A 15,642-nucleotide genomic window follows, 5' to 3' on the forward strand; every position below is an offset into this window, starting at 1 on the left:
CAATCCGGCTAGCCTTCTAAACGGTGTGCGGCTAACAACTCAACTAACAGATGCGCTACTTCGATGGATATCGAGGGTCAAGTTCTGCTTCCAGTACGTTCTCGATTTTCCGCCTTCGGCTTCGATCCTGTATCTCGATGTATTTCACCTTCACACGGTCCCAAATATTCCCATCTCTACCTTTTTCTGTTCCTTGGTAGATATTAATCTCATCGTCGCGTTCTACGAGTCCAAGAAGTTGACTTCCGTCTGTTCGACGGAAGTGATCACTGACTCGGCGAATTAATTTGTTCGTCTGGCCAACGTAGAGGAGTTCTCCTGTCTTCCGGTCATATAGACCGTAGACAACCGGCAGATTCGCTTTCTCCCCTTCCTGCAAGCGAAACTCTCGAATGAGGCGAAGGTCTTCATCATTTAAGTCATCACCATACTCTTCAGCTGTTTCGTCTGAGAGAAAATCGTCGAGAGACACGATGAATTCGTGTTGGAAGTCTCTCCTATTCAACCGCGTACACTATGTACATAAGATGAACTTGACTCGTGAGTCATCAGACAGGGAGCCCAAACAGGTATGAAACTGAGATACGATAGATAGAGTGATGGTTGAGGCATTCAACGACGAGGAACTAGCCGACATCCTGCCTGATTCATGGGTCATCTCGGTAAATACGAGTGGACATAGTATCGTCAGCAATCCGGATTTCCCCGCACAAATTGAGGCTGAGAAAAGTGAGTCTCGATGGACCGTTGGTCTGTATGTCTACGATGGAGATCTCGAACACATGAATCTGATTTCGAACGACTATAGCCGTAGCTTCGAGCCCTCAAACTTTGACGATGTGAAAAGGTGTGTGTGAGAATTCATTGAAGATCTCGAGTCCGGATCCCTTGATGAGTACCGTGTGGGGACTGCCGATGGTTTGAGTAAGTAACTCTCCACAACGCCAGCTCATAGTTTATCCATTTGCTTCATGAACTCGCTTATAGTGGATTGAGAGATCGTCGTCTGTCTCCTCAATCTCGACGACGAATACGTCTCCTTCAGAGATTCCGTGTTCCCGCTTCAGCTCTGCGGGTATGGTCAAATCGAGTGATGAGGTTCCGTGTCGGCTCCTTGCCTTCACGCTATGTGGGGCGGGCACAGGCGAAGTCATTTGTTGATACATAATTCAGTTAGTGTACATTATGTACATGGATTCTGCGTTAGCTATTCTATCCCTCACACTGGCTCACGTGAGGCTCTCCTGGGAAGGAACACTCTTGTAGCTGTTCGGCTAATTGTCGGTATCAACGATGAGCCGGCCTACTGCAATTAGTCTCTTCTCCGGGCTAGGGGGAATCGATATTGGACTCCACCGGGCTGGAATCGAGACCCTCATAACGGTTGATGCAAACGAGGAGGCAGCAGAGTCTCTGCGAGCAAATAGTTCGCAGTACGACGACGGGATCTCGGGAACGAACGCCGCATATGACTGGTCGGTTGTCGAGGGTGACATACACGACATCGAAGCAGAGGAAATCCTCGATCTTGCCGGAACGGAAGATATCGACCTAATGGTTGGCGGTCCGCCTTGCCAGACATTCTCCCGATCGAATGAGGGAAACCGTGAGGGAACGGACGCAGCTCGCGGGATGCTGTTTCAGGAATACGTCCGACTTCTATCCGAGATTCAACCGAAGGGCTTCATCTTCGAGAACGTCCGCGGGTTAGCGTCAGCGAATGATGGCGAGGACTTCGAGATTATCAAAGAAGCGTTCTCAGATGCAGGATACACCCTCAACCACTCGACACTCAACGCAGCTGATTTCGGCGTTCCTCAGACTAGAGAACGCCTCTTCGTTATCGGATTCCGTGGCGACGAAAAGCCGTATTTCCCCGATCCAACCCACGTTGAAGCGAAGAATTCGATCACGGGTAAGCCCTCGTGGGTGACTGCAGAGGAGGCCCTCGAAGAATTCGACATCGACTCGGAGCTTACCGCTGACGAAGGCTACGTGAATGCGGTAGGTGGGCAGTACGGCTATCTGCTAAAGGATATCCCGCCGGGTGGAAATTACCAGCACTTCACGGAACGGAAGTACGATCCGGAGAAGGGGGAGTACGTCGAGCGGAGTGAGGATGAACTCGACGAGAAGGTGTTCGACTGGCGCTCTCGCCACTACAACTACCTGCTGAAGCAGGACCCGGACCGGCCGACGTGGACGCTGCAGGCTTCGCCCGGGACCTACGTTGGTCCGTTCCACTGGCGTTCTCGGAGATACTCCTTCCTAGAGGAGATGCGATTGATGGATATCCCCGCGACTTACGAGATTAGTGGTCCGCCGCGCGAGGTTCAGCGCCAAATCGGGAATGCTGTCCCGCCTGGACTCGCAGAATCAGTTGCTCGTGCGATGGTTGAGCAGCTTGGAATCGCGACTGATGAACACGACGTGGCTGACACGACAAGCGCCGTTCGTGCGGATGGCGGGGTAGTCGACGTCAAGGATAGTTCGATTACGGTTTCGAGTTCTCACTCACCGTGGCGCTACGTTGAGGCTGTTCTCCCGCAGCTTCAGGAGGGAGAATCTGTGACTGTAACCGGCCGTGGGAAGCGAATCGCGCAGGCTATCGACGTGCTGGAACTGCTTCGCCGACAGTTGGACACTGAGCTGCAGATCTCGTTAACTGAAGACGTCGACGAGGACCCGGACGGAAGCAAAAGCGACCGACTGTCAGTTCTGACCGCAGAAGTCAGCCCGTAGGTCCCTACCCGTCCAGGGACTCAATCAGTTCTTTCCAGCTATTCTTGCTGTCCTCTTGAGCTCGCATATCGTTGAGAAACTCTCCAACGGATTCGCGGAACCGTCGACGCCCGGCTCGTCGCTGAAACTTTAGACTACTGTAGAGGTCTTCTGGAGTTAGGAGTACGAGTTCAATTTCCGCGTCTTCGATCGCGTCGAGTGCGCGCTCGTATTCATCGTCAGACCGGAATCCTTGCCCAGCAATGAATAGATACTCGTCGAGTTCGTGCTCGCGGCCGGCTGCGATCGAGTGCTGGATGTCGGTTTTCGTCGCTGGCTTGTCCTTTACTTCTGCAGCCAAGAGGTGATCCTCCTCTGCGTCTGTTTCGAAGACCTCGACGTCCCCGGCAGCGTTCGAGTTTTCGTCCGCGACGTTCACATGTTCGACTTTGATGTAGACTTCGTCACGATCGGCGAAGAAGTACTGCGCGTCGAGCACGCCGGCAGTCACAGCTGCGAGCCGCTCGCCCGTACTTGACTCTGTCAGGTACTCTCGAACGATTTCTTCCAATTCGAGGTAGGAGACATCGGGAGGATTCGTATAGCTGACTGTCGTCGGCTCCAGCCGAGAAACCTCGTAGAGCGTTTGGCGGAGCATATCCATCGGATCTAGGTCTCCGGATGCAGTCTGTTCTTCTAGCTCCGAGAGGACTCGAATCATCGTCTGGTAGAGGTCGTCGTTCCGGACTTCGTAGTCCGTATTGAGTTCGGCCTGACGATAGTAGACGCTGTTCGTTCGAGGCTCGTTCGACCCACCGAGACGCTCTCCATTGTCCTTCTCCCAGTCGGTGACGACGTCGGTCGCTAGACCGCCGGAGTTGAATGAGCCCTTGAGTTCGCTACTATCCTTGAGAGCGAGTGCGTTGACTTCGGGGTTGACTGCTTTTGCGAGGACGTTCGTGAGGAGAATATACTTGAACGTCCTTGTGCCATACTTGTCCGCTGAGATGACCTGCCGAAGACCCTGCTTGAGGACGTACTGATCTACGTAGGAGGATTCGTCGCTGTCGGTTACTTCACGCCAGGTCTCCCGGAGTAACTGCTCGGCGTCGTCGTAGTTGATCTCCTTCGACATTTAGTAGATTCTGTGTCATAATCGAGGGGCGGTGACAGCTGTAATTTCGTGCGCACTATGTACATAGAATATGTCTGCCTCATCCTCTCAGATGGAGTGTCGCCAAGTTATGTAAAATGGAAATCGGGATTTTGACGAGCAAAACGCTTGCCGGATCAATACGCCTCTCACCATTACTACTACCGAAGTATTCAGTGAACCCAAACGAGCGAGTTAGGACTTCGAACGAAGCGCGTACCACTCCTCTTTCAGCACCTGGTAGTCGTACTCGTCGAAACTCTCACCGACGACGTTGTATCGAGTGTCGAGCGTGTTCGCAAGTTCGACTTCGTTCTCCTCGATGAAGCGACGGATGCCGCGTCGGAGATCGCCGTGCATGTGGTAGACGTAGGTGAACCTCCCTCCGATGTGTGATTGCCCACTTGACCCGGTGACTTTGAGTAATGAGACGTACGGTCGATGCCGGGGCTCGACTTGCCTCGAAAGCCCCATGTCTCCGAGTTCTTGCGGTGTTCTGGGTTCTTCGAGTAGTGCGGAAATGACTGGTGAATCGAGGTCTTGTCGTACCTCCTCGCTGAGAAACGGCACGTCATCGTCGAGGGCAACCATGCTCCACGTCGGTTTACTCTGTGTGAAAAGGCTAGGTCAGTATCGGGCCGCGATACGTCTCACTCCAAGACGTGCTCTTCTCGTCTCGACGGTGGATTCAGCCATGCACTACGAGGTAAGAGGTTCAGTCAAAAGGTTCGAGAGATGTCAACCGCAGAGTAACCAAACTCGGAGACTCCCCCTTCCTGCATAAACGGGTTTCAGTGAATAACCTCCTGCAACCGTGCTCAATAGATAACGACCCAACACCTTCATAAACACTGTGTGAAACATACATCCAATGACGATTACTCAGCAGGATCACAAAGCTGCTGAAACAACGATGAACCCATTCGGGGCACAAGACGATATCATAGCAGTTCTCCCGAATGTCGTTCAAAATATGCTTCGTGAATTCTCGGAACGAAAAGATGTCCCTGAAGATTTGACAATAAGTGAGCGGAGAGCGCGCAAAGTTTGCGACTGCCGTGACATCGGTAGCTATACCCTGGATATTGATTCCCGGCTCACATCTGAGATTAGTAATTACCCCTTTAAAGCGACGTATGAGGACAATCTCGGTATTAACGATCTGCGAGATATAACCAAGAACAAGAATGTCTCTCTTCCAATCGTGCAACTCACACCGGCCTACTATGAGGATTGTGTTGGGTATACCGTTCAATCGGACAAGTACGATGGTGGTCGAGATAACTTCACCCTAGTCATGAAAGTCAACCACAATTATGTTCTCATATATGATCCGCGAAGGTTCCGAAACACAAACGGTCAGAAAATGGAAGCAACAGAGATCCCACAAGATGATTTTATGTCTGCTTGGCTGGGAGAGTTAAACGTAACAAGCTCTCTGTGGATTGAACCAACAGACCAAAAAAGGATTTCCCAGTACTGACAATGGCAGAACGATTAATCCCAGAGACGATTCGAATTCCGGAGGCAGATAGTGAAGATCTTGAGAAATACATCGAACAGAGGTTAAAACGGATATACGGCACTGGGACCTACATATCTGACTTTTATCGATCTAGTCAAGGATCGATCTCGGTTAATATCGGAAATTCATTCCCCAAAGATGTGACCGATTGTAGGGATAACCAAGAGCAAACAATCAAATTCATCGCAGTAGATGATATCGCCGAGTTGGAAGCAGAATCTGTAGATTCCGGATATGAAATGAAGCTCAAAACTCGCGATGAGGTGTCTCAAGGACTTGCTACTGAGAAGAAGCGACTCCGGGAGAACCTAAGTCAGGCAATGGCACAAGCGACTTACGAGAAGATCGCGAGAACTCCTGCAGTCGAGAATCAATTAAATCCAATAAAACAGATTCTCCGATGGACGCGTAAGTATCACCCAGTTAAATTCTCTGAGATCAAGAAGGCACAAGCGAAAGAGGACGGAAAGACATACAAATACGTCAAAACTCTACAGAACTTAGGCTTCATACGCTTTGATGGTGAGTACCTTTACTCTGCAGAGCCCTTGGACAAGTACGATCTTGGAGAGATATCGACACAAGAGTTTAACGAGAAAATACTTGGAGAAGTTGTTGAGAGGGGCTACAAGGAGCTTAGTGAAAAACTAGGCCTAAACATTCTCCGCCATCTTCCAAAATTTGCTAACAGCTATTATTTTGATGCTGTTGAGCGAAACGATCCTGACCTCCATCTGGATCTACACGCGATACGAAACAATTTGAAAGAACTCTACGGATACAGTGCAGTCGAACACGAATTCGTTCTGGAGGACAAGATGGACCAGCTAGTTTCTCTAGAAATCCTTTCCAGCGACGAAGATGACGATCTATACTATGCTGACCAAGACACATTCTTCGATGTCTCACAGCTTGCTATGGCTTAGTAGCAGTTTTCAGCTTGACGACGAATTTTGAAACCTCTAACTCCGTCACGTCGGTGCAGGAGTCAAGAGTGACAATATAGTGCCCACTTTGGGCATCATTTGCAATCGCATCAATCATGTCCTGAAATCCATCGTCATCTACGACATCATCGGGTAGCTCGGTGAGGAATTGATTATGTGAATGCTTTTGGAAGATCGCAATCTCGATCGAAATACCAACCAGCTTTTGACACACAGTTTGATCAATAGGGTAAATAGTCTCGATTGATTTCAGTAGAGACTCTCGAACTTCTGAAAGAATATTACGCTTAACCCCTTGAGCCGACCCGTCTTCAGAATTGGAGTTCCCGATTTTCTCCTCTAATTTTTTAAGTACACCCTGTATTCCTTTAACATTATTTTGTGTCGTTCTTCTCAACAAAGCCGTGTCGGATTCACGGTGAGTCGCGATTAAACCTAGAGCGGCTATCGAATTCGATAAGCAGCTAGCGATTAAGTCTCGACTCTCTCCTGAAATAGAGCTACCGTCAGTTCTGTCTCCATCTTCTGTAATGAGAGAACTCCCGACAGAGAGAAGAGAAGACAGTATTAGTTCAACCTTATCCCCCTCACCTTCAGTAAGAGATTTCTTTAGTAGATCGTTGTGGGCGTCCAAGAGTTGCGGTTCGTTGTACCCAGTGTCAAATGCTGTTCGCTGAATCTCCTCAAGTTCTCGTAGCCGTTCACGAATTAATTCGTCTTCGTCGACTAGTATGAGGGCGGATAGAAGCCTGACGTGGAGTTTCCCTGTAAGTGAGATCCGTTCCTTCTCTCCTTGTAGACCGACCTCAACGCATCTTTTCCAATATCCGAAGATAGTTGATGTGCTTCCGATAGAACCTCCAGATTGATCAATCAAGCTCACCACAGCACTCTGCATATAGAATATTGACTGGCGAAGTGTAATCTCGTCTCCCCGATCTTTTGCCGCATAGAGAATCTGTTCGATAATGAGGAGAGGGCTCCGTTCTGGTTTCTGTGGTTCGTCAGAAAAATTTGGCAGGTTCTCTAGTCGCTGTCGCTCTACGGAGTTCCAACTCACTTCTTCCGCAGTCGTGGATAGAATGTATTCTGGATCCGCAGACTGGTTCATTACTCGACGTACTGGGAAGATGGAAAGAAGGCATATAGTCGCTAATAACACCGGTATACCCAAAGATAGATTGAGATTTACTGGGAGAATAATCAGCGGTTCATTGGCTGTGACTACGTATAGAAGGTCAGTTAATATTGACACGGTGAATATCGGTGCGAGAATTTGCACTCCAACTGAGTCATTCAAATCCTCTAGAACGAATGGGCCAAATTCGTCCGCAGTGACTTGCGAAGACAGAAGATATACAGATATTACAATAGCTAAAAACGATCCCTGGACCGTAGCAAGCGACGTTGGGATAGTGGATTCAACCTGGTAACCACGCCCCAAATACGAGAATATGACTCCAGCTGTAACACCACAGAGGATAACAGATAGGATCTCGTACTTGATGTCTCCAAAGGACATCATCTCATCTCTGTCCAAGTTCATCCCAATACGTACCCTGGCCGCGCGGGATTCGGTTCGGGAACGAGCAGATCGGCGCGGAAGCGGCCGTCGAGGTAGCCAAGTCCCTGCTGAGTGATTGAGAAGGTGAGATCGTTGTTGGGGTCGGGTTCGACGTAGCCGGCTTGCGCGAGAGACTTGAGAGAGTCGAGGATGTGGCCGGAGTGAACGGGTCGGGCTTGCTTGATAGAGAGCTGGTGGGCGAGCCAGTGGGGACGCACGTCGCCGCCGTCGTCGCGAAGGAACTCGAGGAGGACTTCGTCCCGGACGTGCATCCAGTCGCCGTTGTTCCGCATCATATTCCCTGCTCTCCGTTCGCACCCTCTTGCACGCCGCCGAGAGATTTGGAGGATTCGTCGAGGTAAACGTGGTTCGCGACGTCGTATTCTTCGTTGAGGTAGGCGCGGCCCTCGTCAGTGATTACGTATGCGGCCTTCTTTGGATGTACCCGAGTCAGCAAGCCTTCCTCAGCGAGCTTGTTGCAGCGACGTCGTATATGCGCGGTCGAATAATCTACATTGAGTCGCTCGTCCAAATCCGCCGCGTCGAGGGCCCTATCTTCGTCAGACATTATCTCCAGGATTCGGTCGTCAAGTAGGACCTGCCACTCTGCCCGATGTCTCATTAGAACATATTTATCGGTTCCCGACATACAAGCTGCCTATTCACCACGTTCACGTCTAATAGTAACTTAGTGAATCGGTTGCGAACATTTATGTGCGTGGCAGATATTTGTGGTAATACGAACGCTCCCTACGCTCCCGAGTCTGTTGGACTTGGGCTACACGGGCCAGCGCTGCAACGCTGGCCCGTGAGAAAGGGAGGGTTCGTTGGATCGCTATGTTCGAACCCAAACGCGCGGGGCTAGAACCCCGCACTGACGAAGACGCACTGCATGCTGTAAAGAGTACCGCGTTCTCCCGGGGTGTCGGAGCATGAGCGCCGCCGAGGAGTTCTACGGTCTGACGGCGTTCAAGCGCGACTGCCTGGTGGCTGCGGCGACCGTCGAGAGGACGGGCGAGACGTGCTACGGGCTCGCGATCAAGCGCAACCTCGAAGCGCGGTACGGGACGGACGTGAACCACGGCCGGCTGTACCCGAACCTCGACGACCTCGTGGATTCGGGTCTGCTGGAGAAGTCGGCGCTCGACAAGCGGACGAACGAGTACGTGACGACGGGGAAGGCGCAGGTCGTGCTGCAGGCGGCGTACGACGAGCTGGATGCGGTCGTGATGAATCGGTCGTCGTCGAAGCGCGCGGCCGCGGACGGTGGTCGCGATGAGTGACGCACCAGAGAAGCCGGACCTCCTGCCAGATACGCACCTCCATCAGCTCGCACTCGAAGGACCGACGGTCATCGCGAGTGACGAGGGCGACCTCTACCGCGTCGACATCGAGCACGTAGAGGATGCCGCGGAGCGAATCATCGCGAGCGACGAGAAGGCGGTCAAGGAAGGGAAATACGGAGACAGCAAAATCGAGACCGATGCACTCGGGAACGAGTACGAGCCGCTCAATGAATCAGGCGACGTGAAGGCGAAGGTGTGGGAGGGTGATGACGGGAGTCGTCGGCTGTATCTTCGTGTTCGAGACCACGATGATGGCCGGCGATTCGATGAGTATAGCATCGATGTCGGAACAGACGCGGGTAGCTCGGGTGGTCGCGATGAGTGATGTCGACCCCGAAACGTCGGAGGTCGTCGACGAAGACGAGGAGGAGTCTCCGGCGGAGAAAGCGCGCCGCGAGCGCCGTGAGATTCGCGCGAAGCAGCGCGAGGAGGTCCGACACATCATCCAGCGTCTCGACCGCGAGAACGACGGCGTCGTCGGAGCGCCGACGGCGGAGGTGTTCGAGGAGGCCGTTGAGGATATGGGGTCGCTGTCGGCGCTCGATGCGGTCCAGGGCCTCTGCGTGCGCGGTCAGGCGTACTGTCCGAGCCGGACGACGATTCGCCTCGTTGACCCCCTCGACGATGCCGCGGATGACGAGCCGAAACTGGTGACGGACGGCGGCGAGCCGGATGGCGGCGAGGACGTGGATGTGTGGGAGGACGGCATCCTCATCGCTGACGGCGGGACGTCTACACTGGACGGTTTCACGCCCGACACTCCGGAGGATGGCCGCCCCAACGACTGCGTGTGTTGGGACGCGACACTCGACCTGCCGTGCTGGCCGTGCTACCGCGAAGGATTCGACACGCAGAATCCTGCGGAGCCGGGCGCGGACGACGGAGGTGACGTCGATGAGTGAAGCCGCCCCGAAGGACGCCGAAGAGGAGCCGAGCGCGGCAACTTCGACGGACCCGCTGGAGGTCATCGTGCGCGCTGGCGTTGTCAAGGACGTCATCGGGCAGATGCAGTCAATCGTCGATGAGGGCGTCTTCCAGATTGGCCGCGAAGGGCTCTACGTCGGCGTCGTTGACCCGGCGAACGTCGCGATGCTCGAAATCGACCTGGAGCCGAAGGCGTTCGAGTCAGTTGGTGACGGACAGTTCCCCATCGGGCTCGACATCAACCGGCTGGAGGACTACCTGAAGCGCGCGTCGAAGTCGGACCCGGTTGAGTTCGAGTACCTGCCGGAGACGCGGAAGATGGAGATTCGACACGAGAAACGCGAGTTCAACATGGCCGCTATCGACCCAGACTCGATGCGGAACGGACCGGACGATATGGTCCCGGACGTGCCGGTGTCGTTCTCCGTGGCGGTATCGGAGTTTCGAGCGGCCATCGAGGACGCCGATCTCGTCGCAGACCACGTCATTGTGGAAGCCGACCCAGACGCGGAAGAGATACGCGTGCTCGGAAACGGCGATACGGACGACGTGCGCACGGTCTTCGGAAACGAGGGCCTTGAGGAGGCGCAGGTTCCGGAGGAGGTCCGGAGCATCTTCTCGACGGACTACCTCGTCGGCGACGACGGGATGCTGAATCCGATGCCGAAGGACGCGATTCTCTCGGTGAAACTCGGCGACGAGATGCCGCTGAAGGCCGTGCACGAACTCGACGACGGCCGCGGTAGTGTCGAGATTGGACTGGCTCCCCGCATCGTGAGCGACTGATGATCGTGGCTACCCAACAAACCGGCGACCACGTCATTGGGCCAACGCCGCGACAGACGCAGGGCTACGCGTCACTGCGCACGAAGCCGACAACGCAGCTGACGGACACGCGCGTCGATTCTGGCGGTGGTTACGAGCGCTGGCGCTCCACGGAGTGGCGTCCACACACGGCGCGGCAGGGCAAGGAGGACATCTACCTCTACCACCATCGGCTGCTCGCCGTCGTTGCGTGCTACGACGTCGACGACCCTATTGAGGACGTGCTGGCGGACCTCGCGGGTCGCGACGTCCACCACGAGTCGGGCGTCGAGTGGGACAACCGGCCGTCGAATCTGACGGTGATGGATCACGGCCGGCACTCGGAGACGACGCAGGCGCAGCGCCGCGCGTGGGCTGCCGACACGAAGCGCGACGTCGAGACCGCGAGCGAACCCGAGACCGACGAATCGGTCTGCGTGGCGTGCGGCGAGCCCGCGGAGACGCCGTGCCGGAGCGAGGGCTTCGACGGAGTTCGTTGTCTCGGGTGTGCGATGCGCGACGCCGGTGACCACTCCATCGAGGTGGGAGCGTGAGTGAGTCGACGACAAGCCGGCCACCGCGCGACATCACGCCGGCGAAGGCGGTTGACCGATTCATCGCGAAGCGACGGAACAAGAACACGGAGAAGACGGTTCGGAGCTACGAGCAGCGGCTTCGACAGTTCGTCCGTTGGTGCGACGAACGCGACGAGATCGAGACGATGCGCGACCTTGACGGGTGGCTCATCGACGAGTACGAACGATTCCTCGACGAGCGGGGCGACGCCCCGAGTACGGTGAAGGGGAAGATGGTCTCGCTAAAGGAACTCGTCAAGTACTGCGTGCAGCTCGACGTCGTGTCTACGGATCTTCCCGACCGAGTCGAAATCCCGAGACTCTCGAATGATGAGGAGACCGACGACCAGCAGTTAGAACCTGAAGACGCGCGCCGCCTCATCGAACACTATCGCGAGAGTAAGCGCGACTACGGAACGGTTCAGCACGTTCTACTTGAGCTTCTCTGGCACGTTGGGTGTCGAACCGGCTGCGTGCGGTCGCTCGACCTTCGCGACTGGCACCCAGAGGAACGGAAGATTACGTTCCGCCACCGGCCACCGACGCGGCTGAAGGACGGCACGAAGCACGAGCGGAACGTGGCTGTTCCGAAGCCAATCGCGGACGCGTTGAAATTCTACATCGCCCGCGAGCGTCCCGATAAACGAGACGAAAACGGCCGTGAGCCACTCTTCGCGACGCGGTACGGTCGGCCGGCGGAGTCGACGATTCAGACGTGGGGCTATCAGGCAACCCAGCCGTGTGTTGCTGTTGCGTGTCCGCACAACCGTCAGCGAGATCGCTGCGAGTACACGCAGAAGTCACACGCTTCGAAATGTCCGTCGAGTCGCCCGCCACACGCTATTCGAACAGGCTCGATTACGTGGCAGTTGAATCGCGGCCTGAGTTACGTCCGTGTCGCGCAGCGCGTCGCGGCGTCGCCGGAGACGATCCGGCGCTACTACGACAAGGCCGATCTTGACGACGAACTCGCGCGGCGGCGGCCGGAGACAGAGGACTTGGACATCATGACTGACAGCGAAGAGGAAGACGATGACGAGTAACACCAAAACTACGACTGGGTTGGAGTATCGACCTGACTGCGACTGCGCGCCCTCCGGCCCCATACCATATATAAGGAAACCAGCAGCTTTTTCTGGTTCCCTCCTGCCGTAAAATCACCGGATAGCGCGGGCTCAGAACGGAGGTGTTCGGCGTGAGTTCCGCGACCTCTCGGGAACCCGAGATATGTGTCTACTGCGGCTGCTACATCCGGAGTGACGACCAACAGTGCCCGGCCCTCGACGATGGGAGGTGCCAGGCGTGACGTATCTCGACTTCAAGCGCGAAGCCGAGGCGTCGTCGACGAGCTGGGAACGCGCCGACCCACATCAAGCGCTCATCGAGCGACAGTCACCCATCGACTACGTCGTCACGCTCCGCGACGGCGCGACCGCTCACCGCGTCACCTACGCCGCCGAGCGCGGCGCTCGCGTCGGCTACTGCGACTGCAAGGGCTTCCAGTACCGCGACGAAGACGACTCCCCCTGCGCGCACCTCTGCGTGCTCCGCAAAGCTGACTTCATCGGCGCGACCAGCGTCGACGGCCAGCTCATCGAGGCAGGCGACGCCGTCGCCCTCGAAGCCACCGACGCCACCGAGACCGAACCCGAACTCGTCACCGACGGCGGCCGTGAACCCGTCGAGTGGCAGGCCGGCGGCCAGGACGAACGGACGTTCGGCCAGGGGTGGACGGGACGATGAACCCGACCCCCAGACACACTCTCGAACACCACGGGGAGGGGGTTGCGGCCACTACTGTCTCCAGCGGAAATGACCCCTCAGTTCGGACCCCCCGGATGCGGGTGTCTCGAACCTCCGTTTCATCTGTTGCCGCAGAGACCCCCCAGATTGCGGCAGGAGGCGATGCCTGATGACCCGGATGGAATCCGGTGGTGACCACGCCGGCGTCGTCGTGCGTGCCGACACGCGTTTCAAGGGCGACCTCGGCGAGCGCGTCGAAGCCTACCTCGAAAACCACGGCCTCGACGCCACCGAACTCGTCCGTGAAGCCGTCGAAGACTACCTCCCCGACGAAGAAGTCGATGGCCCGTACATCCGACCGCCGAACACGCCCGAGCTACAGGACGCCCTTGACACGCTCCAAGAGTGCGCACGGAGCGATAACGGACGTGTCGACGCCGACGCCGCTCTCTCCGAACTCGCCCAGCACACCGGACAGAAGAAGGAGACCGTCCGGAAGACCCGCGTTCAGCCCCTCATCGAACAAGGCTACGTCAAGGAACTCCGCGGCGGCTGGGACGCCCGCGGCGACACCGTTTACCGCGTCATCCTCCCTACCGACATCCCCAGCATCATCGGCGACGACACCGACACCGCCGTCGCAGGTGGTAGCGATGACTGACGACACCGTTCAGTCTGCGAGCGACATCGAACGCGAGAGAGTCCTCGAACGCGCGGATGCGTTTGAAGCCGTCCGCGGCCTCAAGGCGGACAGCGCGCAGGCCGCAGTCGTCGACTACCCCTGGACGTTCGCGAATGAGACGCGTCCCGGCGCGGCAGAGAAATCCCGGCCCGACGACTGGCAGATGGTCTCGAACGACCGCCTCCCGGCGTTCCTCGAGGCGCTTCGTCCGGCGCTAGAACCGGGCTCGTGGGTGTTCGTCTTCGCTGACGACGATGTCCTGCCTGCGTTCCGGCGCGCCGTCGAGGAGGCGTTCACGTTCCGGAAAACGCTCATTTGGGACTGTGAGCGAATCGGACTCGGACACTACTACCGGAGTGAGCACGGGTACCTCGTCGGTGGGACGGTCGGCGAGACCGACCGGTATGCGCAATCAACTGGTACCGTGTTTGAAGCGGTTGAGCCCGCGCGTCAACCGGGACGTGCGGATACGTACCCGACCGAGAAACCGGCGAGCCTGCTCCGCGACGTCCTTGAGCCGGTTCTGTCTCCGGGTGAGCGCGTCCTTGAGCCGTTCTGCGGGAGCGCTCCCACTCTTGAGGCGGCCCGCGACCTCGGCCTCCACTACTGGGGTGTGGATGTTTCGGAAGCCGCGATTGAACGCGCCCGGCGGCGGGGCGGGCAGACTGTGCTCCCGGACGCCGAACGGGGTGAGTCCGATTCGTGAGCGACATTGAGTGCCGCTACGGCGGCCTACTGCTCCAGATGTGCCGTGAGGCCATTGAGAAGGACCCGAACCCGAGCGAGGACGAACTCCGCCATCTCGTCGGTTGGGTGGTCGTGGAGTCAGGCTTCAGAGCAAACCCGTCCGCGGCTCGCGACTGCCTCTCGGAACTTGCTGACTGCGAGGTCGCGGGAGGCGAGGACGACCACAGGTATCAGTGTCCAGTCTGCCACTCGGTCTACGACACGCGTGGCGATGCCGAAGATCATGTCGAGGGAGAGCCAGGCGTCTCCCCTGACTCAGTGGTGGTTCTATGAGCGGAGTCGAACGCGAACCGGCCGCGCTCCGACACGGGAAGACGGTCCCGACCGCGTACCACACCATCGGCGGCCGCCACCCGGACGGGACGCCTATCTCGCTCGGCGCGTGGACGTTCGAGACGCCGCAGGTGCGCGACGTCGTCGAGTGCTACCTCACCGGCGACGTCCTCAACGCGTGCGCCGGTAAGACCCACCTTTCACACCCGACCATCCACCGCAACGACCTCGACGATCGACGCGACGCCGACACCCACCACGACGTCCGCGACCTCGACGACTACCTCCCCGCGGAGTCGTTCGACGTCGTCGTCTTCGACCCGCCGTTTGACGGCGAGCAGGCCCGCGAGCACTACGACGGCCGCACGGTCGGGCGTGGCCCGTCGGGAGGTATCTGGGCGGCGCGGAAGGCGCTCGGACGCCTCACCTGTCCCGGTGGCCGCGTTCTCTCGGTCGGCTGGAACAGCGTCGGACTCTCGCACCTCAACGACTTCGAGCGGGAGGCCGTCCACCTCTTCCAGCGACCGCAGAAGCCCGACGTCTTCCTCACTGTCGACCGGAAGACTCAGACGACACTCGCGAACGCCGCGAATCGTTCAGTAGGTGCGGAAGTAGAACAGCAGTAGAACCAGCGTCCT

General features: G+C 56.7%; 21 protein-coding genes. 15 read left to right on the forward strand and 6 right to left on the reverse strand.

Annotation, left to right across the window (positions count from 1 at the left end; all coding sequences use genetic code 11):
• Positions 1-55 precede the first annotated feature (55 nt).
• Complete coding sequence (locus IEY26_RS07440) at positions 56-472, reverse strand: GIY-YIG nuclease family protein (protein ID WP_188977485.1); 417 nt, start codon at positions 470-472, stop codon at positions 56-58.
• 127 nt (positions 473-599) lie between these two features.
• Here IEY26_RS07440 and IEY26_RS07445 point away from each other — a divergent pair, with 127 nt between their 5' ends.
• Positions 600-857 (forward strand): hypothetical protein, encoded by a 258-nt coding sequence (locus IEY26_RS07445; RefSeq protein ID WP_188977487.1) that lies wholly within the window; start codon positions 600-602, stop codon positions 855-857.
• 436 nt (positions 858-1,293) lie between these two features.
• On the forward strand, positions 1,294-2,742 hold the full coding sequence (gene dcm, locus IEY26_RS07450; protein WP_188977489.1) for a DNA (cytosine-5-)-methyltransferase: 1,449 nt from the start codon (positions 1,294-1,296) through the stop codon (positions 2,740-2,742).
• Between the two features lie 4 nt (positions 2,743-2,746).
• Here dcm and IEY26_RS07455 read toward each other — a convergent pair whose 3' ends face one another.
• A complete protein-coding gene (locus tag IEY26_RS07455) occupies positions 2,747-3,856 on the reverse strand; it encodes a restriction endonuclease, SacI family (protein ID WP_188977491.1) in 1,110 nt (369 codons plus the stop codon).
• A gap of 213 nt (positions 3,857-4,069) precedes the next feature.
• The gene (locus tag IEY26_RS07460; RefSeq protein ID WP_188977493.1) at positions 4,070-4,465 is read right to left on the reverse strand and encodes a hypothetical protein; all 396 of its coding nucleotides are present in this window, start codon (positions 4,463-4,465) and stop codon (positions 4,070-4,072) included.
• A gap of 280 nt (positions 4,466-4,745) precedes the next feature.
• Between IEY26_RS07460 and IEY26_RS07465 the strand changes: the two genes are divergently transcribed.
• Positions 4,746-5,357, forward strand: a complete 612-nt coding sequence (locus IEY26_RS07465; RefSeq protein WP_188977495.1) for a hypothetical protein — start codon at positions 4,746-4,748, stop codon at positions 5,355-5,357.
• 2 nt (positions 5,358-5,359) lie between these two features.
• Positions 5,360-6,325 (forward strand): hypothetical protein, encoded by a 966-nt coding sequence (locus tag IEY26_RS07470; protein WP_188977497.1) that lies wholly within the window; start codon positions 5,360-5,362, stop codon positions 6,323-6,325.
• On the opposite strand, the gene IEY26_RS07475 is transcribed toward IEY26_RS07470, so the two are convergent.
• The 3 genes from IEY26_RS07475 to IEY26_RS07485 are packed head-to-tail and all read right to left on the reverse strand — an operon-like array spanning position 6,315 to position 8,478.
• The gene (locus IEY26_RS07475) at positions 6,315-7,868 is read right to left on the reverse strand and encodes a hypothetical protein (protein ID WP_188977499.1); all 1,554 of its coding nucleotides are present in this window, start codon (positions 7,866-7,868) and stop codon (positions 6,315-6,317) included. The two genes, IEY26_RS07470 and IEY26_RS07475, sit on opposite strands and share 11 nt — an antisense overlap.
• A 20-nt stretch (positions 7,869-7,888) precedes the next feature.
• A complete protein-coding gene (locus IEY26_RS07480; protein ID WP_188977501.1) occupies positions 7,889-8,206 on the reverse strand; it encodes a hypothetical protein in 318 nt (105 codons plus the stop codon).
• Positions 8,203-8,478 carry a helix-turn-helix domain-containing protein gene (locus IEY26_RS07485; RefSeq protein WP_229773976.1) on the reverse strand — a complete coding sequence of 92 codons (276 nt, stop codon included), beginning with the start codon at positions 8,476-8,478 and terminating at the stop codon, positions 8,203-8,205. Before IEY26_RS07485 ends, IEY26_RS07480 begins: the two co-directional genes overlap by 4 nt.
• 364 nt (positions 8,479-8,842) lie before the next feature.
• On the opposite strand from IEY26_RS07485, the gene IEY26_RS07490 reads away from it, so the two are divergent.
• From IEY26_RS07490 to IEY26_RS07540, 11 genes are all read left to right on the forward strand, one after another.
• A complete protein-coding gene (locus IEY26_RS07490; RefSeq protein ID WP_188977503.1) occupies positions 8,843-9,193 on the forward strand; it encodes a helix-turn-helix transcriptional regulator in 351 nt (116 codons plus the stop codon).
• Complete coding sequence (locus IEY26_RS07495; protein WP_188977505.1) at positions 9,186-9,581, forward strand: hypothetical protein; 396 nt, start codon at positions 9,186-9,188, stop codon at positions 9,579-9,581. Before IEY26_RS07490 ends, IEY26_RS07495 begins: the two co-directional genes overlap by 8 nt.
• Complete coding sequence (locus IEY26_RS07500; RefSeq protein ID WP_188977507.1) at positions 9,574-10,158, forward strand: hypothetical protein; 585 nt, start codon at positions 9,574-9,576, stop codon at positions 10,156-10,158. The genes IEY26_RS07495 and IEY26_RS07500 overlap by 8 nt, the downstream gene beginning before the upstream one ends.
• Positions 10,151-10,966 carry a beta clamp domain-containing protein gene (locus tag IEY26_RS07505; RefSeq protein WP_229773978.1) on the forward strand — a complete coding sequence of 272 codons (816 nt, stop codon included), beginning with the start codon at positions 10,151-10,153 and terminating at the stop codon, positions 10,964-10,966. The genes IEY26_RS07500 and IEY26_RS07505 overlap by 8 nt, the downstream gene beginning before the upstream one ends.
• Before the next feature lie 5 nt (positions 10,967-10,971).
• Positions 10,972-11,538 carry an HNH endonuclease gene (locus tag IEY26_RS07510; RefSeq protein ID WP_188977509.1) on the forward strand — a complete coding sequence of 189 codons (567 nt, stop codon included), beginning with the start codon at positions 10,972-10,974 and terminating at the stop codon, positions 11,536-11,538.
• Positions 11,535-12,602, forward strand: a complete 1,068-nt coding sequence (locus tag IEY26_RS07515) for a tyrosine-type recombinase/integrase (RefSeq protein ID WP_188977511.1) — start codon at positions 11,535-11,537, stop codon at positions 12,600-12,602. The genes IEY26_RS07510 and IEY26_RS07515 overlap by 4 nt, the downstream gene beginning before the upstream one ends.
• 259 nt (positions 12,603-12,861) lie before the next feature.
• The gene (locus tag IEY26_RS07520; protein WP_188977513.1) at positions 12,862-13,302 is read left to right on the forward strand and encodes a hypothetical protein; all 441 of its coding nucleotides are present in this window, start codon (positions 12,862-12,864) and stop codon (positions 13,300-13,302) included.
• Positions 13,303-13,471: 169 nt separating this feature from the next.
• Complete coding sequence (locus tag IEY26_RS07525) at positions 13,472-13,963, forward strand: hypothetical protein (protein ID WP_188977515.1); 492 nt, start codon at positions 13,472-13,474, stop codon at positions 13,961-13,963.
• Positions 13,956-14,690: a DNA methyltransferase gene (locus IEY26_RS07530; protein ID WP_188977517.1), complete on the forward strand. Its 735-nt coding sequence runs from the start codon at positions 13,956-13,958 to the stop codon at positions 14,688-14,690. The genes IEY26_RS07525 and IEY26_RS07530 overlap by 8 nt, the downstream gene beginning before the upstream one ends.
• On the forward strand, positions 14,687-15,004 hold the full coding sequence (locus IEY26_RS07535; RefSeq protein ID WP_188977519.1) for a hypothetical protein: 318 nt from the start codon (positions 14,687-14,689) through the stop codon (positions 15,002-15,004). Before IEY26_RS07530 ends, IEY26_RS07535 begins: the two co-directional genes overlap by 4 nt.
• Positions 15,001-15,630: a hypothetical protein gene (locus IEY26_RS07540; RefSeq protein ID WP_188977520.1), complete on the forward strand. Its 630-nt coding sequence runs from the start codon at positions 15,001-15,003 to the stop codon at positions 15,628-15,630. The genes IEY26_RS07535 and IEY26_RS07540 overlap by 4 nt, the downstream gene beginning before the upstream one ends.
• Positions 15,631-15,642: the final 12 nt, after the last annotated feature.

This window comes from Halocalculus aciditolerans, from assembly GCF_014647475.1.
GTDB lineage: Archaea > Halobacteriota > Halobacteria > Halobacteriales > Halobacteriaceae > Halocalculus > Halocalculus aciditolerans.

Bases quoted from the DNA above. Each gene is read 5' to 3' on its own strand.
- IEY26_RS07455 (WP_188977491.1), bottom strand. From the start codon at position 3,856: ATGTCGAAGGAGATCAACTACGACGACGCCGAGCAGTTACTCCGGGAG.
- IEY26_RS07475 (WP_188977499.1), bottom strand. From the start codon at position 7,868: ATGTCCTTTGGAGACATCAAGTACGAGATCCTATCTGTTATCCTCTGT.
- IEY26_RS07495 (WP_188977505.1), top strand. From the start codon at position 9,186: ATGAGTGACGCACCAGAGAAGCCGGACCTCCTGCCAGATACGCACCTC.
- IEY26_RS07530 (WP_188977517.1), top strand. From the start codon at position 13,956: ATGACTGACGACACCGTTCAGTCTGCGAGCGACATCGAACGCGAGAGA.
- IEY26_RS07540 (WP_188977520.1), top strand. From the start codon at position 15,001: ATGAGCGGAGTCGAACGCGAACCGGCCGCGCTCCGACACGGGAAGACG.
- IEY26_RS07465 (WP_188977495.1), top strand. From the start codon at position 4,746: ATGACGATTACTCAGCAGGATCACAAAGCTGCTGAAACAACGATGAAC.
- IEY26_RS07445 (WP_188977487.1), top strand. From the start codon at position 600: ATGGTTGAGGCATTCAACGACGAGGAACTAGCCGACATCCTGCCTGAT.
- IEY26_RS07490 (WP_188977503.1), top strand. From the start codon at position 8,843: ATGAGCGCCGCCGAGGAGTTCTACGGTCTGACGGCGTTCAAGCGCGAC.
- IEY26_RS07480 (WP_188977501.1), bottom strand. From the start codon at position 8,206: ATGATGCGGAACAACGGCGACTGGATGCACGTCCGGGACGAAGTCCTC.
- IEY26_RS07525 (WP_188977515.1), top strand. From the start codon at position 13,472: ATGACCCGGATGGAATCCGGTGGTGACCACGCCGGCGTCGTCGTGCGT.
- dcm (WP_188977489.1), top strand. From the start codon at position 1,294: ATGAGCCGGCCTACTGCAATTAGTCTCTTCTCCGGGCTAGGGGGAATC.
- IEY26_RS07470 (WP_188977497.1), top strand. From the start codon at position 5,360: ATGGCAGAACGATTAATCCCAGAGACGATTCGAATTCCGGAGGCAGAT.
- IEY26_RS07505 (WP_229773978.1), top strand. From the start codon at position 10,151: ATGAGTGAAGCCGCCCCGAAGGACGCCGAAGAGGAGCCGAGCGCGGCA.
- IEY26_RS07500 (WP_188977507.1), top strand. From the start codon at position 9,574: ATGAGTGATGTCGACCCCGAAACGTCGGAGGTCGTCGACGAAGACGAG.
- IEY26_RS07460 (WP_188977493.1), bottom strand. From the start codon at position 4,465: ATGGTTGCCCTCGACGATGACGTGCCGTTTCTCAGCGAGGAGGTACGA.
- IEY26_RS07485 (WP_229773976.1), bottom strand. From the start codon at position 8,478: ATGTCTGACGAAGATAGGGCCCTCGACGCGGCGGATTTGGACGAGCGA.